Source organism: Paraburkholderia eburnea (assembly GCF_002917095.1).
Taxonomy (GTDB): Bacteria; Pseudomonadota; Gammaproteobacteria; order Burkholderiales; family Burkholderiaceae; genus Paraburkholderia; species Paraburkholderia eburnea.
This window is the reverse complement of record NZ_PQGA01000022.1, coordinates 1-24,870: the sequence shown is the minus strand read 5'-3', so window position 1 is coordinate 24,870 and position 24,870 is coordinate 1. Positions and strand designations below refer to the sequence as shown.

Here is a 24,870-nt window from a genome sequence, read left to right as displayed (position 1 = left end):
CGGGTGCGGGCCAGCGTTGTCAGCGGTGCGTATCGAGGCTATCGATCAGGATGGCGAATGAATCGTCCGGCGTTCAGCCGCCTGCCTTCGCGGCGTCCTGCATCTGCTGCGCCGCTGCCTGCGGCGTGACAGAGAGGCCGAACAGCGCCTGCGTCGTGTCCTTGTGCAATTCGCCCAGGCGCGGCGGCAGTGCCTGGTCGTACCAGAGCTGCACGTTCGGCGCCTGTACGATCAGGCTTTGCAGGCGTTTGAGGAACGGATCGTCGAGAGACACGTTGTTGACCGGCGGAATTTTGCGGTCGCCGACGCGCGCGTGCATGGCGGTGTCGTCGGTGAGCGACTGGATCAGCTTGAACGCGGCATCCGGGTACTTGCAGGCGCTCGAAATGCTCAGGAAGCCGTCGCCCACGGTGCCGATCACGTCGCGCGGATCACCCTTGCCGCCCGGCACGCTCGGGAACGGAAAGAAGTCGAGCTTCGCGGAAAAAGCGGGATTCTCGTTGGCGATGGTCGAGGCTTCCCAGCCGCCCATCAGTTCCATCGCCGCGCGGCCCGAGTACAGCAGACGGCGCGAGGCGCCCACGTCATAGTCGAGACCGTTATAGCCCTGCGCAAAGGCGCCCGCCTTCACGAGGTCCTGGATGTACTTGCCCGCCTCCACGAAAGCCGGATCGCCAAAGCCCTTGCCGCCGCCCTCCACCGCGCCGCGCACGACGTCCGGGCCGCCGATGCGATCGACGAGGTACATGTAGTACATCGAGCCTGTCCACTTGTTCTTGTTGGCGAGCGCGAACGGCGCGACGCCATGCGAGGTCAGCACCTTCACCACATGCATGAGCTGGTCCCACGTGGCGGGCGGCGTGAGACCGTATTGCCTGAAGAGATCCTTGTTATAGAAAATCACGGCAGCCGAAGCGTTTTCGGCGGCCACGCCATAGGTCTTGCCGTCAAAGGTCACGGCTTTCCACGAAGCCGGCAGAAAGCGCTCACGGTAAGCGGCGTCCTTCTGCAGATACGGCGTGAGATCGGCGATCTGCCCGGCCTTCACGTATTCGTTGAGCGGACCGCCGCCCCACGACTCGAACACACACGGCGGCTGGCCGGCGCCGAACGCCACCTTGAGCTTGGTCTTATAGGCGTCGTTCAGGATGTGCGAGTTTTCGACCTTGTAACCAGGGTTCTTCTGCTCGAAGCGATCCGATGCGTCGCGCAGGATCTTGCTCGACGTGGCATTGGTCTGCTGGTCCCAGGTGGTGATGATTTTCGCGTCCTGCGCCTGTGCCACGTTCGAGATGCCCGCCGCAGCCAGTGCGGCAAATAGCGGGGCAAACAGCGGAGCAAAACGCGCCGCCCGTCCGATCGTCTTCGTTACCACCGTGTACGCCATTCCGATGTCTCCTGTCGCTGGTTTTATCGATCATCGATTAACGTTAGCCTTAACGTTACGGCATGGTAGTAATATCGGGGCTGGCTCACCAGACGGTGTTAACCCGCAAGCAATACACTACTGCGCGCCACTGCTGTATCCGTACAACGCCCGCGCAGCAACGTGGCGAACGGCTGAGGGAGGGCGCGCGGCCTTCTGCTAGAATGAATTCCACTGTAACGATAGCGCTACCAGCAATCGTCCTGGATGCGCTGCACACTCCTTCATAACAAGCTCGTCGCATGACCAAGCAAAATCCCACGCTGGCGGATGTCGCGCGGCTGGCCGGCGTGTCCCAGATGACGGCCTCGCGCGCGCTCAACGGACGCCCCGGCGTCTCGCGCGAAACCCGCGACGAAGTGCTGCGCATCGCCTCGGACATCGGCTATGTCGTCAACCGCACCGCGCAAAAGCTCTCGGGCGGCCGCAACGGCATCATCGGCATCATGACGCCCACGCTCGACACGCAGTTCTCCAGCGAGTTGATCCTGGGCGCGGGCCGCGCCGCGCGCGCGGCGGGCTGCGAAGTGCTGGTATACACCGTTTCGGACGACAGCCACTCGCACCAGGAACTCATCAAGCTGGTGCGGCAATTCTCGGACGGCCTGCTCGTGATCCTGCCGCGCGAGACCATGTGCCTCGACGCGCTCGCCGCCGCCCATGTGCCCGTGGTGGTGGTCGATCAGCGCGGCACGCTCAACCGCTTCCCTTCGGTATCGGTCGATAACTACGGCGGCGCTTGCATGGCGGTCGAGCATCTGATTACGCTCGGCCACACGCGCATTGCGTTTCTGGGCGGCGACGAGGCGATCGAAGGCGTGCGCGACCGGCAACGCGGTTATCACGATACGTTGGCTCGCCGAGGCCTGGCGCGCGACCCGGCGCTGGTCGTGAGCGGCGATCTCTCGCAGATGACCGCGTTCGAGGTGGCGTCGGGCCTGCTCAAACTGCCCGATCCGCCCACGGCGATTTTCACGGCCAACGACCAGAGTGCGTTCGGCGCGATCGCGGCGGTGCGCGAAGCCGGCCTGCGCGTACCCGACGACGTGTCCGTAGTGGGCTTCGACGATATCCCGATGGCCGAGCAGTTTCACCCAGCCCTGACCACCGTGCGCCAGCCGTTCCAGCAGATGTCGAGTTCCGCCGTCAACGCCCTGCTCGCACAGATCGCGGGCAACGACGCCGTGGTGCAGCGCACGACCTTCCCCGCCGAACTGGTGGTGCGCCAGAGCACGGCGCAGGTGCCGCAACACAGCCGGCGCGCCGGCGCCGCCTCGCGCAACAGCCGCGCGCACGCAAAAAATTAGGAAGGATGTCGAATTAACTGCGCATCCACGCAGTTACCAGATGATGTCGAGATGCGTGAGCTCGCGCATGCGGGCGTCAGGCGTCACGAGCGGCACGCCCAGGGTGCGGGCGGTCGCGGCGATGAGGCGCTGGGGTGGCGGCAGTTGCGGCGACATCGTGGTGGCGCGCACCGCGATGGCCGTGTCCACGGCCACCATGCGCACGCCCTCCAGCGAGGCGAGCGTGGCCAGCCAGCGTCGCGTATCCATCGATAGCGCAAGCTGTCCGTTCTCCACGAACTGCGCCACCTCCAGCATGCTGATGGCCGAGATCAGCACTTCCGAGCCGTCCAGCGCACCTTCGATCGCGGCTCGCGCACGCTCGCTCAACGCCTGATCGCCGCGCAGCCAGTAGACCAGCGCGCAGGTGTCGAGAGCAATCATGGCCGGGCGCTATTCGCTGCGCGGCAAATTGGAAGGCTTGGCAGGCCCCTCGATATCGCAATGGACGATGGAGGCGCGCAGCGCTTCGAGCGGGCTTTTACGCTTCGCGCGATAAGGCCGGATCTCGATGGTCGGCTCGCCGCGGTCGGTGACCACTACGCTCTCGCCGAGCAATTCGACCTGCCGGAACAGTTCACAGGCCTTGGCCTTGAACATCGCTTTGGACACGCGCTTTTCCATTGAGGGATCTCCAGCTTGCCGGCGCGCCTGATTATGGTTTTCGCAAATCGGAATTCGCAACGATACGTCGCGCGCCTGAAACGTTATCGCTAACGTCCGCAAGATAGCATGTGATCGTGACGCGCTTCAAGCGCACCTGGGCAGGGGTATTCCCCATGCGCGAGGGGTGAAAAAAGGACGCCGGCGCGTCAGGGTTGGAGGAGAACGACCGCGCCGGCGCGGCGCGGGCCAATGCTGGCCGCGCCTGTCCATGAGGATCTTCAGATGGTTGGCTGGTACTGCTTACCGACTTGTGATGACATCCGTTCTGCCCGAATCAGAACAGATGCATCACGCCCGCGAATACGCCGAACTGACCCTGACCGTAGTTGGGGTTGCCGTTCGCCGACGAACCCGTCGTCGGATCGTAATCGTTGTTGCCGTACGAGCCATTGCCGAGGTTGATGTTCGACGTCGAGCTGTTGTGCACGTAACCCGCTTCCGTATAAAGGAAGGTGCGCTTGGACAGGTTGTAGGTGCCGCCCAGCGTGTAGAGCGTGGCGTTGCCATTGCCATGGTTGGCGTTGGCGTGGAAGACCGCCGCCGTGATCGCCGCGGCAGCGTTGATCTGCCAAGCGGCGCCAACCCATTCGTGATCCACGGCGGTCGGCGCGGAAACCCCGTCCGGTTGCGAGGCGTCGGTCACGCCCACGCTCGCGTTGGTGGCGTTCGGCGCGCTCAGGTGCTGGTAGCCCGCGTAGAACTTGACCGGGCCGAACACCAGCGTGCCGCCCGCGAGGATCGAGCGCGAGTGCTGATAAACGTCGTTGAAGGTGCCGTCGGCGCCGCGCACTTCATCGTAGATCACGCGGAAGTCGCCCAGACCGTAGGAGTAGACCGCTTCGATACCGTCCGTACGGCCCTGGCCGGTGGGCGTCGACGCCGCATTCCATTTGGTGTTGTTGGTGAGCGCATATTGACCACGCATCTGGAAGCCGCTCCAGCTCGGCGTCTGGTATTCGAAGCCGTTCGCGGCGCTCGCCCAGTTGCGTCCGCGCACCAGCGTCGCGATGGCGTAGCGCTGCATCAGTTGCGGATCGGCGCCCCAACTGTCCTGCGAGATTTCTCCTGCGCCCAGGTTGCCCATCTTGAAGGTGCCGTAGCGATCGTTGTCGAAGCCCACGATGGCATGACGGCCGAACAACGCGCCTGCGGACTGACCGTTTTGCGTATTCAGTTGCCCTTCCAGCTTGAAGATGGCCTTCGTGCCGCCGCCGATATCCTCCGCACCTTCCAGCCCGAACCACGAGCAGCCCCAGTCGCCGCTTTCCGCGCTGACCGCGTGCTTGTTGCCCGGCAAGCCGGTTTCGTACTGGATGCCGTTGTCGATGCGGCCATAAAGCGTGACCTGGCTTTGCGCATGGGCAGCGGATGAGGCCGTCGCCAGAACGGCAAGGCCAATAAGCGTCCTTTTCATCAGGTATCCTATATTTTTCGTCTGTCTCCAAACCACGTCCCGGCTGCGCAGGGCTTTCCCTCGCAGCAAGCTGAAATGCCAGCAGGCACTTCGGGAGCCGATTATAGGAACGGCCGCGGACGCTGCGGCGCCTTTGCGCGCCAGGGAAAATGCGCCCCGTCTCTAACGTTGTTTCCAGTGGGGGATTGCGCTAGCGCTAACGTTATGACCAGATGAAATGGTCAGATCGTCGGGATGGCCGCGTGGTTATGTAATGTGAGAGCCGATCCGGGCTTCTGCGCGCGGATTCCGACGGCGCTCAACACGCCGACCGTCCATGCGGTCGGTCAAGCAGGCGGGGGTCACCTGTCGCGTGCGCGCGACGTGCGCGTTGCAGGTGGGTTCACGCGTCCTGGGCACGTAATCTGCTCACCGTATGCTATGGCTTTCATTGCGCCCATCGAAAACATCAGGCAAAAAGGACAAACCGGGATGGAAGAGGATCTCCAGTTACCACAGCCCGGCCGCACCGCTATCTGGCTCGGGCTGGCCGGTGTGCCGCTCATCTGGCTGCTGCATCTCGCGTTGTGCGTGACGCTCATCTCGAACGGCTGCGACGACTTCCAGCGCAACGGTACGCTGACCTGGCCGCAGGTCGAGCGGATCGTCGATGGCGCGTCGCTGGTCGCGCTGGTGGCGGCGATCGTCATCGCCGTCCGGACGGGCCGCGCCTGGCGGCTCATTGCGACGCAGGTACCGGGCAAGCGCGATCCCGCCCGTTTTATCGCATGGTGCGGCGCGACTGCTGCAGTCGCCTTCACCGTGGGCCTGGCCTTCTCGTCCTGTCTATTGATCGTCGTGCCGATCGACCGGCTTTGCGCCACCTTCCACTGAACTTTTAACGTCCGCTGGGGGCTGTTTCGGTGAAGGGGCTAGCCAGGGTCACGGCAAGATTTCGATTGACCATTGCGAAATACCTGCATCCCACCGGCATCCCGCTCAATTGAAGTGAATGCACCGACTTTAAAACCGGTCGATCATGCCGAACTGCACGCCACGCACCGACGCGCCCGGCCACGACGGCGCGAGGCCCGTCACGTTCACACCCTTGAGCGTGAATTCGCCTTGCCCGCGATTGCGCAGCCAGCCCGCGCTCGCGTAGAGCAGCACACGCTTGCTCAGGTCGTACTCGCAGGCGGCGCTGAACTGGTCGGCGTTGTCGTCGCCGCCTGAACGGTCGCGCAGATACGTGTAACCCAGCGAGGCGCGAAAGCGCGCATTGACGCCATAGCGCGCCGAGATCGACACGCCGTCGTTGTGATAGCCGGGTGTGCCGCCATCGCCGTTGAAGAACGAAAGAAAGCCCGTCAGCGGACCGTACACGTAGGAGACGCCGCCCAGGTTGGCGCGCAGCGCGCCATCGCCGTGCGTCTGCTGATGCGCGTACGAGACGCGGAACGGGCCGTTGCGATACGCGAAAGTTTCGATATTGCCGGCGATGCCATTGCCGTCGCCATCGGTCGAATCGCGCATCGAGGCCATCAACGTGGTCGAAAAGCCGTGGAATTCGGGCGAGAGATACGTGATCGCATTGCTCTCGTAGGGCGTGATCTTCGAGAGATTGTCGAGGCCCGAGGCAATCGTGCCGGCGCCGAACGCGTCCAGTCCGCCCTTGAACGGAATATAGATGGGCGAATACTGGCGGCCCATGCGCAGCGTGCCGTACGGCGTGCCGAGGCCGATCCACGCCTGGCGGTTGAAGATCGTGTTGCTCACGGCCAGTGTGCCGTTGCCGGAGCTGAAGCCATTTTCCAGATCGAACAGGATCTTCAGCCCGTTGCCGATATCTTCCGCGCCGCGCAGGCCCACGCGCGAGCCGCGATACGCGCCCGAGTCCATGCGCGCGACGTAGCCCGAGCCAGGATTGGTGATTTCGATGCTCGTGTCGAGCGCGCCATACAGCGTGACCGAGCTTTGCGCATGTGCGCCGATGGCATGGGCCGCCAGCGCGGTCAGCGCCACGCGCGAAGCGTCGCGCGCCTTGCGCCAGCCTGCGCCGGAACGGCGCGAGACACGGCTCGCGTTGGAGAGTTGGCTCATGTCGAGAACAGGAAAAAGCGGACAAAAAAAGCGGCATGCCAGGCATGCCGCTTCCGGTGTTGTACCGTGCGTCGCGAGGCACAGAACTCGCTCGCGGCGCACGGTGTTTTACATCAACGCGCCCTAGTTCGGCAGCGCGTAAGCGATCACGTAGTCGCCGAGCTTGGTGCCGAACGAGCCGTGGCCGCCAGCCGCGATCACGACGTACTGCTTGCCGTTGATCGAGTAGCTCATCGGCGTGGCCTGGCCGCCTGCCGGCAGGCGGGCTTCCCAGAGTTGCTTGCCGTTGTTCACGTCGAACGCGCGGATGAAGTTGTCCGCGGTCGCGCCGATGAACGCCACACCGCCGGCCGTGATCATCGGGCCGCCCAGCATCGGCATGCCCATCTTGAACGGCAGTGGGATCGGCGAGCTGTCACGCACCGTGCCGATACGCTTCTTCCAGACGATCTCGTTGGTCTTCAGGTCGATACCGGCGATGTAGCCCCATGCCGGCTGCTTGCACGGCAGGCCGAACGGCGAGAGGAACGGGTTCAGCGTCACGCCGTACGGCACGCCGTACTGCGGCTGGATGCCCGATTCCGTGCCGCTGCCCTTGGCGCCCGCTTCCGGTTCCTGCGGATTGCCCGGACCGCGCGGGATCAGACGCGACACGAACGGCAGCGCGATCGGGTTGGCGATGGCGATCTGACGATCGGTGTCGAGCGCAATGCCGCCCCACTCGAACATGCCCAGGTTGCCCGGGAACACCAGCGTGCCTTGCAGCGACGGCGGCGTGAAGGTGCCTTCATAGCGCAGCTTGTGGAACATCACGCGGCAGACCAGTTGGTCGTACATCGTCGCGCCCCACATGTCCTTGTCCGTGAGGAGGTTCTTCGGACGGAACGTGAGGTCCGAGAACGGCTGCGTCGGCGACGTGCGGTCGCCAGGCGCCGCGCCTTGCGGCACCGGCAGTTCGGGCGCGGGCACGACGGTTTCGCCGGTACGGCGGTCGAGCACGAACAGATTGCCGGTCTTGGCCGGGCCGTACACGACCGGCACCGTCTTGCCGTCCTTGGTCGTGATGTCGGCGAGCGTCGGCTGCGACGGCATGTCCATGTCCCAGAGGTCATGGTGAGCGGTCTGGTAGAACCAGGCCAGCTTGCCGGTCGTTGCGTGCAGCGCGAGCAGGCCGCTCGCATAGCGCTCCATCTCCGGCGTGCGGTCGCCGCCCCAGATGTCCGGGGTGCGCACGCCCATCGGCAGATAGACGATGTCGAGCTTCGCATCGTAGGCGGCCGGCGCCCACGAGTTCGGCGAGTTCCACGTGTAGTGCTCGCCCGGGCCCGGGATGTGGTTCGGGTCCTTCGCGCCCGGATCGAATGCCCACAGGAGTTCGCCCGTGCGCACGTCGAAGCCGCGGATCACGCCCGACGGTTCGCGGTTCGAGAAGTTATCCTCAACCGCGCCCGCGACGATGATCACCTTGCCGGTGACGATCGGCGGCGACGTCGGCTCGTACATGCCCGCCGTCGTGACCGGCATCGCGTGCTGCAGATCGAGATCGCCGTTGTTGGCGAAGCCCGCGCAGCGCTCGCCCGTCAGCGCGTCGAGCGCGTACAGGTGGCCGTCGTTGACCGGCAGATAGATACGGCGCGAGCAGGCGCCCGTCGTCGTCGCGGCGACCGGAGCCGCAGCGTCGCTGGCCGGCGTGGCGGAAGCCGCAGCCGTGGCGGCCGATGCGGCCGCGTCGCTGGCAGCGGCAACCGGTGCCGAAGCAGCCGCGTCCGAAGCCGCGGCAGCAGCATCGCTAGCCGGAGCCGCCGTGGCCGGCGCTGCGGCGTTCGCCGACAGGTCGACATACGACACGCCGCGGCAGGTCACGTGCTGGAACGACGGATCGGTCTTGAGCTTCGGATCGAAGGTCCACTTGAGCGCGCCGCTCTGCGCGTCGAGCGCGAAGAGCTTCTGGTGCGGCGAGCACAGGTAGAGCAGATTGCCGATCTTGATCGGCGTGACTTCGTTGGTGATTTCGACCGGATCGTTCGGGCCTTTCATGTCGCCCGTGCGGAACGTCCAGGCCACCTGCAGGTTCTTGACGTTATCCGGCGTGATCTGCTGCAGCGGCGCGTAGCGCGTGCCTTCCTGGGTACGGCCGTAAGCGGGCCAGTCCGAGGCGTCGATGCCTTGCGCGTTGGCCGCGAGCGAACCCGTGGACGACGCGATCGTGCCGTTGACGGTCTGCGGATCATTGAAGCAGGCATACACGAGCACGCCGGCCCAGATCACGAGCGCGCCGACGAGCGACTGCACGCCCAGCTTGCGCGGCGCTTCGAGACGCCAGCTCACGAGCAGCAGCAGCCACACGCCGAACACGACGAGCACGCCCGAACGGGGCGCGAGCGCCCAGAAGTCGGGACCCGACTCCCACAGCGACCAGATGGCGGTGCCCACGAGCACGAGCGCGTAGAGCACGAGCGCGGTGGGACTGCGACGGTAGAGCAGCCACGTGACAGCCAGCAGCACGACGCCGGTCACGACGTAATACGCCGAGCCGCCGAGCGAGAGCAAATACGCCCCGCCTATCAGCAAAAAGAGCGATGTAAGCGCAATAAATAGCAGGGTGATGACGCCGATGAACCCCGGCGACGATGATGATTCTCTTGATCTGGACATGATGATCTCAACCTTCTTTTGAGGACGCCGCCTACATCGCCTGTCACACGATGCCTGCGGCGAGGCGCGCCGGCGCGAACGCCGGCGAGTCGTCCAGCCGCTGCGCTACGCCCGCAGTGGCCGGCTATGCGGAAAACGCTCCGCGAAAAAGCCAGTTGCTTTTGAAGCTCTAAAAGCTTTAGAAGACGTGCATCATCCCGACGTACGCGCCGGTCTGCGACTCGCCCACGTTCGGGCTGGTCGGCGAGCTGGAATCGCGCGGCGTCGCGAACACCGAGAAGTTGCCGTTCTTGCTGTTGTCCACGTAAGCGACCGTGCCGTACAGGAAGGTGCGCTTGCTCAGGTTATAGGTGGTGCCGAGCGCGTACAGCATGGCGTGGCTGCCCGGATCGTGCGAAGCGTCGCCGCTGCCCTCGCCCACGTGAATGTAGAAGCCCGCTGCCGTGACGGCCCACTTGGGCGTAGCCTGATAGGTCGCGCCAAGCCAGTAGTGATCGGCGCTGTCGGCCACGCCCATCGGCGAATCGGGCGCCGAGTAGTGCGTGTAGGCCGCCTGGATCTTCCACTTGTCCAGGCGCAGGTTGCCGCCCGCGAAGTACTCGCGCGAAGCCGTGAAGATGTTGGAGAAACGGCCGCTGGAATCGCGCAGCTCGTCGTAGATGCCGCGCACGTCGAAGAGCGGCGAGTGGTACGTCAGCATGATGCCGTCCGAGCGGCCAAAGTCGCCGTCGGCGCCATTGTTGAAGCCGCTCGTCTGGTTGCCGAAGGCGTACTGGCCTTGCACGTCGAGACCGTGCCACACGGGGCTGTGGTACTCGACGTTATTGCTGGTCTGCTGCCAGTTGCGACCACGCACGAGCGACGCCGACGACACCGCCTGCTGCACGAACGGGTCGAATTCCCACACGCCGTCGCTGTCGATGAAGAGATTGCGGCCGGCCTGCAGTTGGCCCCACGTATCGTTTTTCAGCCCGACATAGGCGCGGCGCGAGAACAGCTTGCCGCCGCCCGAGGTGCCGTTCATGATCTGCAGCGCGGTTTCGAGGTCGAACAGCGCCGTGGTGCCGCCGCCCAGATCCTCGGTGCCCTTGAAGCCCAGCATGCTGGTGCCCCAGTCGCCGCCTTCCGCGCTCCAGCGGCTCGAAGTGCCGCCGTTGCCGTTGGCAATGTGATTCAGATATTCGACACCGCCGTCGACGCGGCCGTAGAGTGTCACGCTCGATTGCGCCGAGGCGGCGGTGCTGGCTGCTAGCAGGACGATGGCGCCCAGTTGATTTTTCACGTCAGCTCCCAGGTGGATTCTTCTTTCGTTGTCCGTGCCGGCCGGGCCGCCTGAGGCCACTTGCGTGGCTTCGCTGCGCACTGAGCGCCTTTGCAGTCCGTGAAGCCAGGTTCGGTTGTCCCAAAAAAGGCCGTGGCGAAAGCAATGTCACGGGGCGACTCAACCCGCTCCGCTGGGGATGCTCCGCGCTGTGCCCGGCGGCACCGCTTTATTCGATGCGTACCGCAGAAACACATAACGCCCGAAAAATATAGCGCGTCATCTGGAATGGTGCTTTCTGGCTGGTCGCAACGGGGTCGGACTATAGCAGTCCGGGGCAAAAATCGCATCCATCTTTACGCAATCGGGCAAAACCCGCACGGGGTTATGCCCGATTCCCTGAGCCGATGGATCAAGTCGCTACCCGGCTTGCAGGGGTAGCACGTTCCGCACCTTACTTTTTTATTTCAGCGCGGCCGCCAACGCAGCGCGGGCGGCTCGGGAAAGAACGGCAGTTCCACCCGCTCGCGCCGCGTTTCGATGACGGGACGGGCGACCAGGCTCACCGCGTCCATCTTCAACGCGAGCGCGATGCCGGGCACCGAAGCCGCGCACCTCGACGTGCTTGCGGGCGCAACGAGTCCGGCCCGCGTGACCGACCAGCAACGATAGCCGTGCGATGCGCCTGGAACCCGTGACTTCAGTTGTGGGGGATCAACCGCCGGTTAAGGCCGTGCCGCCGTGGCCCTTGCGGGCGCGCTCGGCGGCCACCGCGAGAATGCAATCGACGAAATATTCAGCGGGCCGGGTGATCTGCGCCTCGGGCGGCGCGAAGAGATACAGCTGCAAAGCGGGCGGGTGCACCGGCAGATTCAGCTCGACGAACGCGCGGCCCAACTCCGCCGCCTCCAGGGTATGGCGCGTCCACGCGAACACGGCGTCGTTATTGAGCGCGAGGCCGTAAAGCAGGCCGTACGAGGTACAGCGCGTGATGCGTTGGGGCGGTGCAAGCCCGGCGTGCTCGAACATCGCACGGATATTGGCCGGGTAGCTGTCGGTGGCGTCGGTGTGGATCCACTCGGCGTCCTGCAACTGCGCGAGCGAGGTCGCCTGGGCGAACGCGCCGTTGGCGCGCGTCACGAACACGGACTCGAAGGCGAACAGCCGCCGGATCGTGCCCGACTCGTCGCCGGGGTTGCCCGGAAACGCCGCGAAAGCGAGGTCGAGCGTGCGGTTGCTCAGGCTCTCGCGCAACTGGTTGAAGCCCAGTTCGCGGAATTCGACGCTCACCTGCGGCCAGTGGCGGCGGAAATCGACAAAGGCCTCGGCCAGTCCCGCCGTGCCCGCGATCGGCGTCACGCCGATCACGAGCTTGCCCGTGCGCTGACCCTTGAGGTGCGCGAGGTCTTCCTCGGCGCGTTCGAGTTCGCGCACCACGGTGCGGGCGCGCTGGAGCAACGCGGCGCCCTCGGCGGTCGGCACGACACCCCAGGGATTACGCTCAAAGAGGCGCACGCCGCACTCGTCCTCCAGATCGCGCACGGCCTTGGTGATGGCCGGCTGGGTCACGTGCAGACGCCGCGCCGCGCCATTGATGCTGCCGGTCGCGGCGATTTCGACCAGCGCGCGCAGTTGGTGGATCTTCATAAGCGGATTTTCATGATGCGGTGGATATTACCAGCGGTTATCGACATACGCATTTTTGCTTTTTTATTTTGACCGATCGTCCTTAGTCTGTGACTCCAGATGCCGTCGCCCGTACGGCCAGTCAAGAGAACCCAGACATGACGCAATCCCACGCCACGCCGAACACCAACTCGCCCGAAACCGCCGTCGAAACCCCAGCCGCCGCCCGCGCCGCGCTCGTCGACACCCTTCGCGAGCGCCGCGCGCCCTACGTGCAGATCCGCCACGACATCCACGCGCATCCCGAACTGGGTTTCGCCGAAACGCGCACCTCCACGCTCGTCGCGCAAAAGCTCGCCGAATGGGGCTATGAGGTGACAACAGGCGTCGGCGGCACGGGCGTCGTGGGGCGTATCCGGCGCGGCACGGGCGAACGCGCCATCGGCCTGCGCGCGGACATGGACGCGCTGCCGATCCAGGAAAACACCGGCCTGCCCTACGCCAGCACCGTTGCGCAGACCATGCACGCCTGCGGCCACGACGGCCATACGGCCACGCTGCTGGCGGCAGCCCACTACCTCGCGACCGATGCCGCCTTCGACGGCACGCTCAACGTGATCTTCCAGCCCGCCGAGGAAGGCCTGGGCGGCGCGTCGCGCATGATCGCCGACGGTCTGTTCGAGCGCTTCCCGTGCGACCAGGTGTTCGCGCTGCACAACGCGCCGGGCCTGCCGGTGGGCCATTTCGCGGTGCGCCACGGCTGCATGCTGGCCTCCTCCGACACCGCCACCATCACCGTCACCGGGCGCGGCGCGCATGGCGCAATGCCGCAACTCGGCTGCGATCCAATCGTTGCGTCCGCAAGCATCGTGATGGCGTTGCAAAGCATCGTGGCGCGCAACGTCGAGCCGACACGCGCCGCCGTGGTGACGGTAGGCGCGATTCACGCGGGCAAGGCCGGCAACGTGATTCCGGAAAGCGCGACGCTGCAGCTTTCCGTGCGCGCGCTCGACAGCGAAACGCGCGATCTGCTGGAGTCGCGCATCCGCAGCATCGCGCAAACGCAGGCGCAGTCCTACGGCGCGACGGCCACGGTGGAATACCAGGCGATCTCGCGCCCGCTCGTGAACGAGCGCAAGGCGACCGATCTCGCCATCGAAGCCATGGAATCGCTGGTCGGGCAGGCGGGCCTGACGATGATGCCCGACGCCGTGATGGGCAGCGAGGACTTCTCCTGGATGACCGAGAAGCTGCCGGGCTGCTACGTGCTGCTCGGCAATGGCGTGGGCAGCTTCGGCGGTTGTTCGGTGCATAACCCCGGCTATGACTTCAACGACGATGCGCTGCCCTATGGCGCGGCGTGGTTCGTCGCGCTCGTCGAGCGTTATCTACGCCTGGACTGACGCAGCCGATACCCCGATCCGCGCGCGTGGCGTCCTCATGAGACCGGGACGCGACGCGCCGCAGGCGCCATCAAAGGCCTCGCGCGCCGCCCTCTCCGCAGTTTCTGACCAACCTAAAGAGTCCATAAATGTCAGCAAGCAGCATCACGCCTCCTATCCCGAGCGACGGCACACGCGCAAACCGCCGCGCCCCGCGGCAAACACGCATTGCGCACGGTGCGCGCCTCGTTGCGTGCGCAACCGTCGTGAGCGGCGCCTCGTTCGGCGCGCAGGCCCAGGCTTCGAATCTCTTTCTCGAAGACTATTTCCAGGGCGTGCCGTACGCGACTACCGGCGCGTACTCGCCGGGCGTGCGCCTCTACGGCGCGGTGGACCAGTCGATCGGTTTCACCAAGGGCGCGCAGACGGCGTTCGTGCAGCAAAGCGGCGGGGAGTGGACGTCGAAGATCGGCCTGTATGGCGTCGAGGATCTGGGCGGGGGCTATCGTGTGCGCTTCGATCTGGAAAACGGCTTTAATGCCGCGAACGGCCAGTTGGGCACCGCCAATACGCTCTTCAATCGCGAGGCGTGGGTGAGCATCGGCTCGGCCAAAACCGGCGAACTGAAGCTGGGCTTGCAGGACGATGTGGGCGTGCCGCTCTTCATCGACGTGTTCGGCCAGGTGGGCACCGTCTCCACCGTCGCCTATATGACGGCGTGGACCTATGATCTCGGCCCCGGCGCGAGCTTCGAGGCCAGCCGTCTGTCGAATGCGATCAGCTATTCGTCGCCGTGGTTCGGGCCGCTCAATGCCCAGGTGGCCCTGGCGCTGCACGACAACAGTTCCAGCGCGCCCACCATCGTCACGCGCGCCGCCGCGCTGAACTACTTCGACGGCCATCTGTTCGGCACCCTGAGCTATCTGGGCAACTACGGCCTGAACGCGCTCACCACCTCGCAGTACGTGCGCACCGATAACTTCGCGGCGGGCCTGCTCTACGACGCCGGGCATTACGTGCTCTCGGCGGGCTACAGCTTTCTTGCGCCGCGCCTGGACGGCGACCGCGTCGCCTCGCTCTATACGCTGGGCGGCCTTTATCGCTATCTGCAGCGAAATGACTTCCGCATGGAACTGGCGTATCGCGACGTGGCCGGCACGGGCAGCCATTCGTATGGCCTCACGCTGGGCTACGACTACAACCTTTCGAAGCGCACGGCCCTCTACGTCCGTGGCGCGGTGATCCACAACACGGGCACGACGCCGGCTTATGGCCGCTATCCGTCGCAGCAGCCGACCGTCGATAACCTCAGCAACAGCTATACCGGCACCAACGGCACGCAGATGTATCAGTCGCCGCACCTCGTGCTCGTGGGCATGTATCACAAATTCTGAACACCATTCGCTTCGACCAGGGAGACAAGGCGATGAGCATCAATACGATCAAGGCGAATTCGCGCGGGCCACTGCGCCTGGTTGCCGCCGCGCTATGCGTGGCCGTGAGCCTGAGCGCGCACGCACAGGGCAGCAGCAATGCCAGCGCCGTATCCGGCACCCAGCCAGGCATACAGCCAGGCGTACAACCAGGCATACAACGCGCCACGCCGCCGGTTGCGGCATCGTCGGGCGCGGACCGCGCCCTCGCCGTCAACGTGCGCCACGCGCTCAAGGCCGCGCGCAAGCAGGGGCTGAAATCGAGCTTCATCCGCGTGCGGGCGCGCGATGGCGTCGTCACGCTGTCAGGCGTGGTCGCCAGTGAAAGCCAGATCGAGCTGGCCGCGTCGGTGGCGCAAGGCGTGAATGGCGTGCAGTCGGTCACGACCAAACTCGTGATTCGCGACGACGAAGGCATCAAGGGCAGCCAGTAAGCACGCAGGCGAAGCAGGCCGCCGCCTGTCACAGCGCACGCTTCGCCCACGCCGCCATGGCTTGACAACCCGCTCCACAGCAATCGAGGCATCCGCATGAATGTCGCACACGAACGCGCAGCAACCCAGGGCGCCACGCCTGCCCACAAGCACCGCACGAGCCGCACGATGGTGCTGGCCGCTGCGCTCGGCAACGGTCTGGAATTCTTCGATTTCACCGTCTACAGCTTCTTCTCGGCGCTCATCGGCCAGTTATTTTTTCCGGCACACGACGCGTTCTCCTCGCTGATGATATCGCTTGCCACCTTCGGCGTGGGCTTCGTCGTGCGTCCGCTGGGTGGCGTCGTGATCGGCGCGTATGCGGATCGCGCGGGACGCAAGCCCGCGCTCATCCTCACCGTATTGCTGATGGCGCTGGGCACCGGCCTGATCGGCCTGGCGCCCACCTACGCGCAGATCGGCCTCGCCGCGCCCGCGCTGATCGTGCTCGGCCGTCTGTTGCAAGGTTTCTCGGCGGGCGGCGAAGTGGGCGCGGCCACCACGCTGCTGATGGAGGCGGGCCGCGAGGGCCGGCGCGGCCTGCTGGTGAGCTGGCAAATGGCGAGCCAGGGCGGCGCGGCGCTCGCGGGCGCGTTGATCGCGCTGCTGCTGTCGAAGTCGCTCTCGCATGAGCAACTGATTGCGTGGGGCTGGCGCGTGCCGTTTCTGATTGGTCTCGCGATCGGCCCGCTGGGGTTTTTCCTGCGCGCGCGGCTGGACGATACCTTGCCCGCGCAAGCGCATGCCGAAGTCCAGGCCGCACCCGTGCGCCGCAAGCTGCCGCTGCGCCTGATCGTGGCGGGCACGATGCTGGTGATCGGCGGCACCGGCACGATGTACACCATCGTGTTCTTCCTGCCCGCGTTTCTGGCGCTCACGCTGCATATGCCGGGCGCCGCCGCATCGGCGAGCGGTTGCGCGGCGGGTCTGGTGCTGCTCGTCGGCTCGCCCTTCGCGGGCAAGCTGGCGGATCGTTTGCCGCGCCGCAAGTCCCTGCTCGCCGCCGGGTCTGTCGTCTCGCTGGCCCTGCTCTTTCCCGCGTTCGCCGCAATCGCGGCAAGACCGGCTGTCGGCACGGTGCTCGTCGTGGTCATCGTGCTGATCGGCCTGATGACGCTCACCAGCCCCGCCGGCTTCCTGATGATTCTGGAAGCGCTGCGCCCCGAAGTGCGCGCGACTTCGCTGGGCATCATCTATGCCGTGGGCGTGACGCTGTTCGGCGGCTTCGCGCAGCTCGCCGTGGGCGCGCTCTGGCGCGCGACGGGCAGCTTCTATGCGCCCGCGTGGTATGTGATGGGTTGTGGCATCGTAAGTCTCGTGGGACTGGCGCTATTTCAGGAAAAGGCGAGCGGATAGAATCGCTTTTTCCTCAGGACCCGCGTTATGACTATTGCATTGCTCGTCATCGACTTCCAGAAGGGCCTTGTCGCCACCGATCCGCTGCCGGGGGACGCCGCAAGCGTGAGCGCCAATGTGCGCGAGTTGACGCAACGCGCCCGCGCGGCACGGGTGCCCGTGATCTTCGTGCAGCATGAGGACGACACACTCGTGCCCGGTAGCGAGGCCTGGCAAATCGCCGATGCCGCGCAGGCGCAAGACCGCGATTATTTCGTCAGCAAGCGCACGCCCGACTCGTACCTGAATACGGCGCTGGGCGCGACGCTCACGCAGCTTGCGATCCAGCATGTGGTGATCTGCGGCTACGCCAGCGAGTTCTGCGTCGATACGACGACGCGCCGCGCCGCCGCCAATGGCTTCACGGTGACGCTCGTCGCCGACGCGCACACGACCCACGACCCACGACAAGCCGCACGCCACGGCGGCCATGATCCGCGAGCATCACAATCAGACGCTGTCGAGCATGCGCAGCTTCGGCCCGCGCATCACCGCCGTGCGAACAGCGGATATCACGTTCTAAGGAGCGTTACGCGGCACGCCTATTGCCCCTCGCGCCGCGCCTCCTCGGCTGCCTGAACCGTCTGTTCCGGTGCGGGCGCTTTCTTCCTGATTTCGCGCGTCGCGAACACCGGCAGACGCCAGCCGAAATACAGCGACGCCAGGCGCAGCGTCACGCAGCCGATCGTCGCGACCCACGGAGTCCAGAACGTCGACCAGTCCATATAGGTCAGCCCGACCTCGAGCGCCGCGCCCAGCAGCGCCGCCGATGCGTAAATCTCGCGCTCCAGGATCGCGGGCACGCGCGAGAGCAGGATGTCGCGCAGCACGCCGCCGCCCACCGCGCTGACCATGCCGAGCACGATGGCCGTCTCCGCGCTATCGGTCCAGATCCACGTCTTCTGCGCACCCGAGACCGCGAAGAGACCGAGGCCAATCGCGTCGAAGAACAGCACCGGATGCCGCAGCCGCCGTACCTGCGGATAGGCGACGATGGTGAGCAGCGCCGCGAGCACCGTCACCGCCATGTAGGCCCAGTTCGACAGTCCTGCAGGCGGAATCGCGCCGATACAGACATCGCGCACGATGCCCCCGCCGCACGCCACCATGAAGGTGACGACGAGAATGCCAAACAGGTCCAGCCGCCGCTGCCGCGCCGCCACGGCGCCCGAGATCGCAAAGGCAAACGTGCCGATGAGATCGAGCGCCGTATACGCCGTGTGGGCGTTCACATGCGCGCCGACGTGCGCGCCCAGTGCCATGCTCACGCCGCCTCGCTCATCGGTTCTTTTGCGGCCTCGCGGCCGAGCCATGCGGCCGCCGCGCAGCGCATCGCTTCGAGTTCGGGCCGCAGCGCGCCAATCGCGGGGCCGAGCGTATCGATCAATCTGGTCATGGGTGACTCCTTGAAGATTGGGGGCTGTGTGCGTCGAGCGCTCGCTTCAGACTGCACCATCGAGCAGGCTGTCCGAAAGCTTTTCGAGCAGCCGGTCGAGCGTCTTGCGCTCGCTGGCCGTCAGCGCAGCGGCCAGTTCGCCTTCGAGATCGACTCCGACTTTCGCCGATGCCTGCGCCACGTCGACGCCTTCGGGCGTGCCGCTCAGCGCAACGCTGCGGCGATCCAGTGCGCGCGTGTCGCGCACGATCAGGCCGCGCGCTTCGAGTTCAGCGAGCGTTTTCGACAGCAGCGTCTTTTCGATCAGCGCGCGCTGCGAAACGGTCTTCGGCGTGATGCCCGCTTCCGCGCAGACGAGCCGCAGCACACGCAGCGCCCGCACGTCGAGACCCCAGCGTTCACGATAGATCGCGTTGGCGCGCTCGCTGAGCAGCGCGCTCGCGAGATCGAGCCTGAAGGCGAGAAAGCCGGGATGCCGACCAGTGGACAAGCGCACACCCCCATCGAAAAAGCCAGCTGACAGTTCAAGCCTGGCCGGCGACGCACGGGAGTATAGCCAAATAGTTGAAACTTTCAACTATTATCAGGAAAGAACCGAGGCATCGCTTCATGCCTCGAAGGTATAATGAGATGTGCTTTAGCGCGCTTTTTTAACGAGTCAATATCCCAGAGGTTGGAATATGGAGTTGCGCCATCTTCGCTACTTCGTGGCGGTCGCCGAAGAACGCAGCTTCACGCGCGCGGCGCAGCGGCTGCATATCGCGCAGCCGCCCCTGAGCCGGCAGATCCAGCAACTGGAGGAGATCCTGAGCGTGCAGCTTTTCGAGCGCAATGCGCGCCCGCTCAAGCTCACCGACACGGGGCGCTTCTTCTATCAGCACGCCTTGCAACTGCTTGCGCAAACCGCCGAACTCGAATCGATGACACGCCGGGTCGGCAAGATCGAGCGCAATCTCTGCGTGGGTTTTGTCGGCTCGACGCTGTATGGGATGCTGCCGAAGATCATCCGGCGCTATCGTCAGCAGAACGCCGAAGTCGAGTTAAGCCTGAACGAAATGTCCACGATGGACCAGATCAAGGCGCTCAAGGAGGGCCGCATCGACGTGGGCTTCGGGCGGATTCGTCTGGAAGATCCCAGCATCCGCCGCGTGGTGCTGCGCGAGGAGCGCATGATCGTGGCGCTGCCGCTGGGCCATGTGCTGGGCGACGCGAAGACGGTGCTGTCGCTGCACGACCTGACTAACGAAACGCTGATCATTTTCCCGAAGTCGCCGCGCCCGAGCTACGCGGACCAGGTGCTGGCGGCCTTTCACGACCGCGCGCTCAAACCGGGCCGCCTGCTGGAAACGCGTGAATTGCAGGTGGCGCTGGGGCTGGTGGCGGCGGGCGAAGGCATTTCTATCGTGCCGAAGAGCGTCTATGGCCTCAAGCGCGACGACGTGCTTTACAAGGATCTCGACGACGCCAACCTGGTGTCGCCGATCATCATGAGCATGCGCATGCTCGACGAGTCCGAAGATCTTCAGCGCATGCTGCAACTGATTTACGACCTGTACGACGAGGAGGGCATGGAGTATCACACCCCGACGGATCGCGAGTCGCACGCGAAAAAGGGCTGATTTTTACGCGCTTTCAGGCCGCGCTTTTCAACCCGTATCTCCGCCCGCGACGGGCAATATCGATCCGGTGATATAGCTCGCCTCATCCGAAGCGAGGAACAGAATCGGCGCGACCTGCTCGTCGATACTGCCATAGCGCTTGAAGAACGTTGATTCGGTAACCTGATTAACGGCCTCGCTCATCCACGCCTTTTCCTGCTCGCTGTCGCCCGCGGCATTGCGCGGCACGCGGCGCGGCGGCGCGCTGGTGCCGCCCGGCGCTGTCGCCACGACGCGGATATTGTGCTCCGCGTATTCCATCGCCAGCGCCTGCGTGATGGCGTTCACCCCGCCCTTGGCCGCTGAATACGGCACGCGCCGAATCCCGCGCGTGGCATTCGACGAGATATTGACGATCGTGCCGCCGCCGCGCGCCAGCAGATGCGGCAATACCGCGTGGCAGGTATAGAGCGTGGGCATCAGCGAGCGGCGGATTTCCGCGTCGATCTGCTCGGGCTCGAACTCCGCGAACGGACGCATGCGAATCGCCCCGCCCACGCCGTTAATCAGAATGTCGATGCCGCCAAACTTCTCCGCTGCAAAGGCCATCGCAGCGCGCGCGCCTTCGTAGGTTTCGAGGTCGGCGACGAAGCCCGCGGTGTGATCGCCGCTCGCCTGCGCAGCGACTTCAGCGACGAAGTCGGCGCGATCGACGAACAGTACCTTGCCGCCTTCCGCGGCCGCGCGCAGCGCCACGCCGCGGCCGATGCCCTGGGCCGCGCCGGTCACGACCAGGACCTTGCCTGAGAATCGTTGCATGCTCATGCCGCCTTCTGAACGACGTTGGGAGTGAACTTCTCGTAGTGGAAGCTGTTGGGCTTCACACCGTTATCGTCGAAGTGCTTGCGCACCGCATCGACCATCGGCGGCGGCCCGCACAAATAGACGTCGACGTCGCCGTCGTTGAGCGCATCGGCGGGAATGTGCTGCGTGACCCAGCCCTTGCGCGGATGATTCGATGTTTCGTCCGCCACCACGGTGCTGAAGCTGAACCCGGCCAGCTTCGCCGTATAGGCTTCGATCGCCTCGACCTGCACGAGATCGAGATCGCGCGTCACGCCATAGATCAGATGCACCTTCTGCTGCGAGTTCGCGCGCGCGAGCACTTCGAGCATCGACAGGAACGGCGCCAGACCCGTGCCGCCCGCGAGGAACAGCAGCGGGCGCTGCACGTCGCGCAGATAGAAGCTGCCAAGCGGCCCGATCAGTTCGAGCTTGTCACCGGTCTGCGCGGCTTCGAGCCACGTGCTCATCACGCCGCCGGGGATCTTCTTGATGAGGAAGCTGAGCTTCGAGTCGCCCGGTGCCGACGAAAACGAATACGACCGATGCTGGCCGCTGCCGGGCACGTCGATATTGACGTACTGACCCGGCAGAAATACCGGCGCATTGGTATCGACGTCCAGTTCCAGCACAACCGCTGCGTCGTTATGCAATTCGATCTTCGCGACCGTCGCGGCGCACTTGCTCTGCCCCGTCTTGCACACCGCCGACGACGCCGGCACCGCAATCACGCAATCGCTTTGCGGCACCATCTGGCACGTGAGCACGAGGCCGCTGTCTTTTTCATCGTCGCTCAACGCGTCTTCGATATAGTCGTCGCCAAGATCATAGCTGCCGCTTTCGGCCTTGCATTTGCAGGTGCCGCACACGCCGTCGGAGCAATCCATCGGCAGATTGATGCGGGCACGAAAAGCCGCGTCGAGAACTTTCTCGCCGGCCTTGCATTCGATGAAGCGCGTGACGCCGTCCTCGAAATTCAGCGCAATATTGAAACTGGACATGGGGACCTCCTCCAACTACCTGATAGTGATGCGTTCGACGTTAAATCTGATTTAAACGTGATAAACGTCGAGAACCTGCCGGATATAGTCGTTTTTCAGCACGATCTTTTTGTAGGCAATCAGCCACTGACCTTCGACCTGGCGCAACGTGACGAACATCGTGCCGTAAAAGAAATCGGTCGTACGATAGCGATGATTGAGCGTCTGGAAGTTGTAGCGCAGATCCACTTCGTTATTGCGCGTAGCCAGCACTTCCACGTTGGTGACGTTGTGACTCGTGCGCGGCTCGGGCGTGGACGCGCCGCTGCGCTCCGTCTTGATGCGGAACACACGGTCTTCCAGACCGCCGCGATCCGGGTAATACATCAGCGAGATCTGGCTTTCATGGTCGTCGGTGAGCTGATCGTCGTCGTCCCAGGCCGGCATCCAGTAGGTGACGTCTTCGGTGTAGCAGGTGAGCCACTCGTCCCACTGACGATCGTCGAGCAGGCGCGCCTCGCGATAGAGCACGGCGCACAGGGTTTGATAATCGGCGCTCATGCTACGTTCTCCTCACGTTCCTTCTTCAGCGCGTCTTGCATCACACGCACCCAGTACTCGTGCTGGCACACGAAAAGACCTTCGTCCTCGCTGCGCTCGCCCGAAATGAGCGGCTTGAGGCCCATCTTCTTCGCGTTCTCGTCGGGGCCGTCAACCCACAGCGGCGCGCCGCGCGAGAGGTCGTTCCACATCGCCGTGATGCCCGCATAGCCGTTCTGGCAGGCGCGAAATTCTTCCAGATCGTCAGCGGTGCCCATGCCCGAGACGTTGAAGAAGTCTTCGTACTGGCGGATACGCGTGGCGCGATCCGTTGCGCTCTCACCCTTCGGCGCGAAGCAGAAAATCGACACTTCGGTCCTGTCGACGCTGATCGGACGCACCACGCGGATCTGCGTGCTGAACTGGTCCATCAGGAACACGTTCGGATAGAGGCACAGATTGCGCGTCTGGTTGACGATGAAATCGGCCGCCACCTCGCCCACGCGCGCCTTGATTTCGTCACGCTGCTGGTAGACCGGACGTACTTCGGGATTCATCGTTTCGGTCCACAGCAGAATGTGGCCGTGTTCGAAGCCGTAGACGCCCGCGACCGACTTGCTCCAGCTATTCGCATCGACGGCCTTGGTGCCCTCTTCCTTGCGGCGGCCCATCGTGGCGGCGTAATTCCAGTGCACGGTGCTGACGTGATAGCCGTCGCAACCGTTCTCCATCTGCATTTTCCAGTTGCCCTCGTACACATACGAGGAATTGCCGCGCAGCACTTCAAGTCCACCGGGCGCCTGATCGACGATCTGGTCGATAATCACGCGCGCTTCGCCGAGATAGTCTTCGAGCGGCATCGCGTCGGCATTGAGGCTGCCGAACAGGAAGCCGCGATAGTTCTGGAAGCGCGCAACCTTCTTCAGGTCATGCGAACCGTGCGTGTTGAACTGCACCGGATATTCGGTGGTTTTTTCGTCCTTCACCTTGAGCAATTTGCCCGTGTTCGAGAAGGTCCAGCCATGGAACGGGCACGTGAAGCTGCCCTTGTTGCCGTGCTTGCGACGGCACAGCATCGCGCCCTTGTGTGCGCAGGCATTGATTACGGCGTTCAGCTCGCCGGTCTTGTCCCGCGTGATGACGACAGGCTGGCGGCCAATCCACGTCGTGTAGTAATCGTTGTTGTTCGGGATCTGACTTTCGTGCGCCAGATATACCCAGTTGCTCTCGAAGATGTGCTTCATCTCCAGTTCGAACAACTCGGCGTTGGTGAAGATATCGCGACGGCAACGGAAAATACCGGCTTGCCTGTCGTCCTGCACGGCGGTGGCCAGCAGATGATCGAGTTGGTTGGCGTGATCGTTGATGGCGGACATGTTTCCTCTCCCTGTGCATACACCGATCCCTGCACGGGACGCATGCATCGGTGGCGAACGGTTCTCGCGGGGGAATCGGGGGTGGCGGCAGCGCGGAGCGGCTGCCGCCGTGCGGGACGCTTAAGCCGTGGCGGTAGCCTCGGCCGCTGCGCGCGGACGCTGGACGATCTGGTTGTCCTTGCCTTGCAGCAGGGGCGTCAGCGTGAAGTCGAATTCAATGTGCTTGTACGCGTCGTTCTTGAGGCCGAGCGCCGCGCCGCCGGTTTTCTCGACGACGGGCGGGATCAGTTCCTCGCGCGTGGCATAGGCAAAATCATCCCAGATCAGCGGATCGCCTTCGATATTGAACTGCGTCGTGAGCTTGCGATGATCGCCGCTCGTGACGAAGAAGTGTACATGCGCCGGGCGATTGCCGTGACGGCCCAGACCGTTGAGCAGTTGCTGCGTCGCGCCGTGCGGCGGGCAGCCGTAGCCCACGGGCATGAGCGTGCGGAATTCGTAGGTGCCGTCAGCACCCGTCTTGACCGCGCCGCGCAGGTTGAAATCGGTTTGCGCGCCGGTCGGGTCGAAGTGCGAATAAAAGCCTTTCGAATTGGCGTGCCAGCATTCGACGATGGCATTCGCGACCGGCTTGCCGTCCGTGCCCTTGACCGTGCCGCGAATCACAAGCGGACCCGCGCCTGCGTCTTCATCGAGGTCGATCTTCGAGAGGCTTTCGCGCACAGGCGCGCCCGCCACGTACAACGGGCCTTCGATGGTACGCGGCGTGCCGCCGTCCAGACCCACTGCCTTGTCTTCCGCATCCATGCGGATATCGAGGTATTTTTCCAGACCGAGGCCCGCCGCGAGCAGCGCCGCTTCGCCATCCTGGCCCAGCTTGTTCAGATAATTGACGCCGGCCCAGATTTCATCGGGCGTGATGTCGAGATCGTCGATCGCCTTGAACAGATCGCCCAGCAGGCGATAAACGATCTGCTGGAA

At 64.4% G+C, this 24,870-nt stretch carries 25 protein-coding genes; 8 read left to right on the top strand and 17 right to left on the bottom strand.

The window, feature by feature from the left end:
• Nucleotides 1–73: 73 nt before the first annotated feature.
• Entirely contained in the window at nucleotides 74–1,387 is a 1,314-nt protein-coding gene (locus B0G62_RS26535) for an extracellular solute-binding protein (RefSeq protein WP_103707151.1), read from the bottom strand.
• Nucleotides 1,388–1,668: 281 nt separating this feature from the next.
• Between B0G62_RS26535 and B0G62_RS26530 the strand changes: the two genes are divergently transcribed.
• A complete protein-coding gene (locus B0G62_RS26530) occupies nucleotides 1,669–2,733 on the top strand; it encodes a LacI family DNA-binding transcriptional regulator (protein WP_103707150.1) in 1,065 nt (354 codons plus the stop codon).
• 33 nt (nucleotides 2,734–2,766) lie between these two features.
• On the opposite strand, the gene B0G62_RS26525 is transcribed toward B0G62_RS26530, so the two are convergent.
• From B0G62_RS26525 to B0G62_RS26515, 3 genes are all read right to left on the bottom strand, one after another.
• Nucleotides 2,767–3,156, bottom strand: a complete 390-nt coding sequence (locus B0G62_RS26525; RefSeq protein ID WP_103707149.1) for a type II toxin-antitoxin system VapC family toxin — start codon at nucleotides 3,154–3,156, stop codon at nucleotides 2,767–2,769.
• Nucleotides 3,157–3,165: 9 nt separating this feature from the next.
• Nucleotides 3,166–3,396: a type II toxin-antitoxin system Phd/YefM family antitoxin gene (locus B0G62_RS26520; protein WP_103707148.1), complete on the bottom strand. Its 231-nt coding sequence runs from the start codon at nucleotides 3,394–3,396 to the stop codon at nucleotides 3,166–3,168.
• Nucleotides 3,397–3,712: 316 nt separating this feature from the next.
• Nucleotides 3,713–4,852: a porin gene (locus tag B0G62_RS26515; protein WP_103707147.1), complete on the bottom strand. Its 1,140-nt coding sequence runs from the start codon at nucleotides 4,850–4,852 to the stop codon at nucleotides 3,713–3,715.
• Nucleotides 4,853–5,323: 471 nt separating this feature from the next.
• Between B0G62_RS26515 and B0G62_RS26510 the strand changes: the two genes are divergently transcribed.
• Complete coding sequence (locus tag B0G62_RS26510; protein ID WP_146055365.1) at nucleotides 5,324–5,725, top strand: hypothetical protein; 402 nt, start codon at nucleotides 5,324–5,326, stop codon at nucleotides 5,723–5,725.
• 129 nt (nucleotides 5,726–5,854) lie between these two features.
• Here the strand turns inward: B0G62_RS26510 and B0G62_RS26505 are convergent, their stop codons facing one another.
• The 5 genes from B0G62_RS26505 to B0G62_RS26490 form a co-directional block, all read right to left on the bottom strand.
• Nucleotides 5,855–6,931 (bottom strand): porin, encoded by a 1,077-nt coding sequence (locus B0G62_RS26505; protein ID WP_103707145.1) that lies wholly within the window; start codon nucleotides 6,929–6,931, stop codon nucleotides 5,855–5,857.
• A gap of 123 nt (nucleotides 6,932–7,054) precedes the next feature.
• Nucleotides 7,055–9,586: a glucose/quinate/shikimate family membrane-bound PQQ-dependent dehydrogenase gene (locus B0G62_RS26500; RefSeq protein ID WP_103707144.1), complete on the bottom strand. Its 2,532-nt coding sequence runs from the start codon at nucleotides 9,584–9,586 to the stop codon at nucleotides 7,055–7,057.
• A 178-nt stretch (nucleotides 9,587–9,764) separates the two neighbouring features.
• Nucleotides 9,765–10,868: a porin gene (locus B0G62_RS26495; RefSeq protein ID WP_244193383.1), complete on the bottom strand. Its 1,104-nt coding sequence runs from the start codon at nucleotides 10,866–10,868 to the stop codon at nucleotides 9,765–9,767.
• Between the two features lie 446 nt (nucleotides 10,869–11,314).
• The gene (locus tag B0G62_RS32540) at nucleotides 11,315–11,449 is read right to left on the bottom strand and encodes a hypothetical protein (RefSeq protein WP_279629772.1); all 135 of its coding nucleotides are present in this window, start codon (nucleotides 11,447–11,449) and stop codon (nucleotides 11,315–11,317) included.
• Nucleotides 11,450–11,561: 112 nt separating this feature from the next.
• Nucleotides 11,562–12,494, bottom strand: coding sequence for a LysR family transcriptional regulator (locus B0G62_RS26490; RefSeq protein WP_103707143.1), 933 nt, complete (start codon nucleotides 12,492–12,494; stop codon nucleotides 11,562–11,564).
• A 137-nt stretch (nucleotides 12,495–12,631) separates the two neighbouring features.
• Between B0G62_RS26490 and B0G62_RS26485 the strand changes: the two genes are divergently transcribed.
• The 5 genes from B0G62_RS26485 to B0G62_RS26465 all read left to right on the top strand — a co-directional run bounded on the left by B0G62_RS26485 (nucleotide 12,632) and on the right by B0G62_RS26465 (nucleotide 17,735).
• Complete coding sequence (locus B0G62_RS26485; protein ID WP_103707142.1) at nucleotides 12,632–13,876, top strand: M20 aminoacylase family protein; 1,245 nt, start codon at nucleotides 12,632–12,634, stop codon at nucleotides 13,874–13,876.
• A gap of 128 nt (nucleotides 13,877–14,004) precedes the next feature.
• Nucleotides 14,005–15,249: a porin gene (locus tag B0G62_RS26480; protein ID WP_103707141.1), complete on the top strand. Its 1,245-nt coding sequence runs from the start codon at nucleotides 14,005–14,007 to the stop codon at nucleotides 15,247–15,249.
• Between the two features lie 32 nt (nucleotides 15,250–15,281).
• Nucleotides 15,282–15,722: a BON domain-containing protein gene (locus B0G62_RS26475; protein WP_244193382.1), complete on the top strand. Its 441-nt coding sequence runs from the start codon at nucleotides 15,282–15,284 to the stop codon at nucleotides 15,720–15,722.
• A gap of 96 nt (nucleotides 15,723–15,818) precedes the next feature.
• A complete protein-coding gene (locus B0G62_RS26470) occupies nucleotides 15,819–17,117 on the top strand; it encodes an MFS transporter (protein WP_244193381.1) in 1,299 nt (432 codons plus the stop codon).
• A 27-nt stretch (nucleotides 17,118–17,144) separates the two neighbouring features.
• Nucleotides 17,145–17,735 carry a cysteine hydrolase family protein gene (locus B0G62_RS26465; protein WP_322789245.1) on the top strand — a complete coding sequence of 197 codons (591 nt, stop codon included), beginning with the start codon at nucleotides 17,145–17,147 and terminating at the stop codon, nucleotides 17,733–17,735.
• Here B0G62_RS26465 and B0G62_RS26460 read toward each other — a convergent pair.
• The 3 genes from B0G62_RS26460 to B0G62_RS26455 are packed head-to-tail and all read right to left on the bottom strand — an operon-like array spanning nucleotide 17,699 to nucleotide 19,042.
• Nucleotides 17,699–18,388 carry a trimeric intracellular cation channel family protein gene (locus B0G62_RS26460; protein ID WP_103707196.1) on the bottom strand — a complete coding sequence of 230 codons (690 nt, stop codon included), beginning with the start codon at nucleotides 18,386–18,388 and terminating at the stop codon, nucleotides 17,699–17,701. The two genes, B0G62_RS26465 and B0G62_RS26460, sit on opposite strands and share 37 nt — an antisense overlap.
• Before the next feature lie 32 nt (nucleotides 18,389–18,420).
• Nucleotides 18,421–18,552, bottom strand: a complete 132-nt coding sequence (locus B0G62_RS32535) for a hypothetical protein (protein ID WP_279629771.1) — start codon at nucleotides 18,550–18,552, stop codon at nucleotides 18,421–18,423.
• A 46-nt stretch (nucleotides 18,553–18,598) separates the two neighbouring features.
• Complete coding sequence (locus B0G62_RS26455; RefSeq protein WP_103707140.1) at nucleotides 18,599–19,042, bottom strand: MarR family winged helix-turn-helix transcriptional regulator; 444 nt, start codon at nucleotides 19,040–19,042, stop codon at nucleotides 18,599–18,601.
• A gap of 190 nt (nucleotides 19,043–19,232) precedes the next feature.
• Between B0G62_RS26455 and B0G62_RS26450 the strand changes: the two genes are divergently transcribed.
• Complete coding sequence (locus tag B0G62_RS26450) at nucleotides 19,233–20,171, top strand: LysR family transcriptional regulator (RefSeq protein WP_103707139.1); 939 nt, start codon at nucleotides 19,233–19,235, stop codon at nucleotides 20,169–20,171.
• A 27-nt stretch (nucleotides 20,172–20,198) separates the two neighbouring features.
• Here B0G62_RS26450 and benD read toward each other — a convergent pair whose 3' ends face one another.
• From benD to catA, 5 genes are all read right to left on the bottom strand, one after another.
• The gene (benD, locus tag B0G62_RS26445; protein ID WP_103707138.1) at nucleotides 20,199–20,975 is read right to left on the bottom strand and encodes a benzoate diol dehydrogenase BenD; all 777 of its coding nucleotides are present in this window, start codon (nucleotides 20,973–20,975) and stop codon (nucleotides 20,199–20,201) included.
• On the bottom strand, nucleotides 20,972–21,994 hold the full coding sequence (benC, locus tag B0G62_RS26440; RefSeq protein WP_103707137.1) for a benzoate 1,2-dioxygenase electron transfer component BenC: 1,023 nt from the start codon (nucleotides 21,992–21,994) through the stop codon (nucleotides 20,972–20,974). The genes benD and benC overlap by 4 nt, the downstream gene beginning before the upstream one ends.
• Nucleotides 21,995–22,045: 51 nt before the next feature.
• Nucleotides 22,046–22,534 (bottom strand): benzoate 1,2-dioxygenase small subunit, encoded by a 489-nt coding sequence (gene benB / locus B0G62_RS26435; protein WP_103707136.1) that lies wholly within the window; start codon nucleotides 22,532–22,534, stop codon nucleotides 22,046–22,048.
• Entirely contained in the window at nucleotides 22,531–23,889 is a 1,359-nt protein-coding gene (locus tag B0G62_RS26430) for a Rieske 2Fe-2S domain-containing protein (protein ID WP_103707135.1), read from the bottom strand. The genes benB and B0G62_RS26430 overlap by 4 nt, the downstream gene beginning before the upstream one ends.
• Nucleotides 23,890–24,009: 120 nt before the next feature.
• On the bottom strand, nucleotides 24,010–24,870 hold an 861-nt coding region (catA, locus tag B0G62_RS26425), incomplete at its 5' end, for a catechol 1,2-dioxygenase (protein ID WP_103707134.1).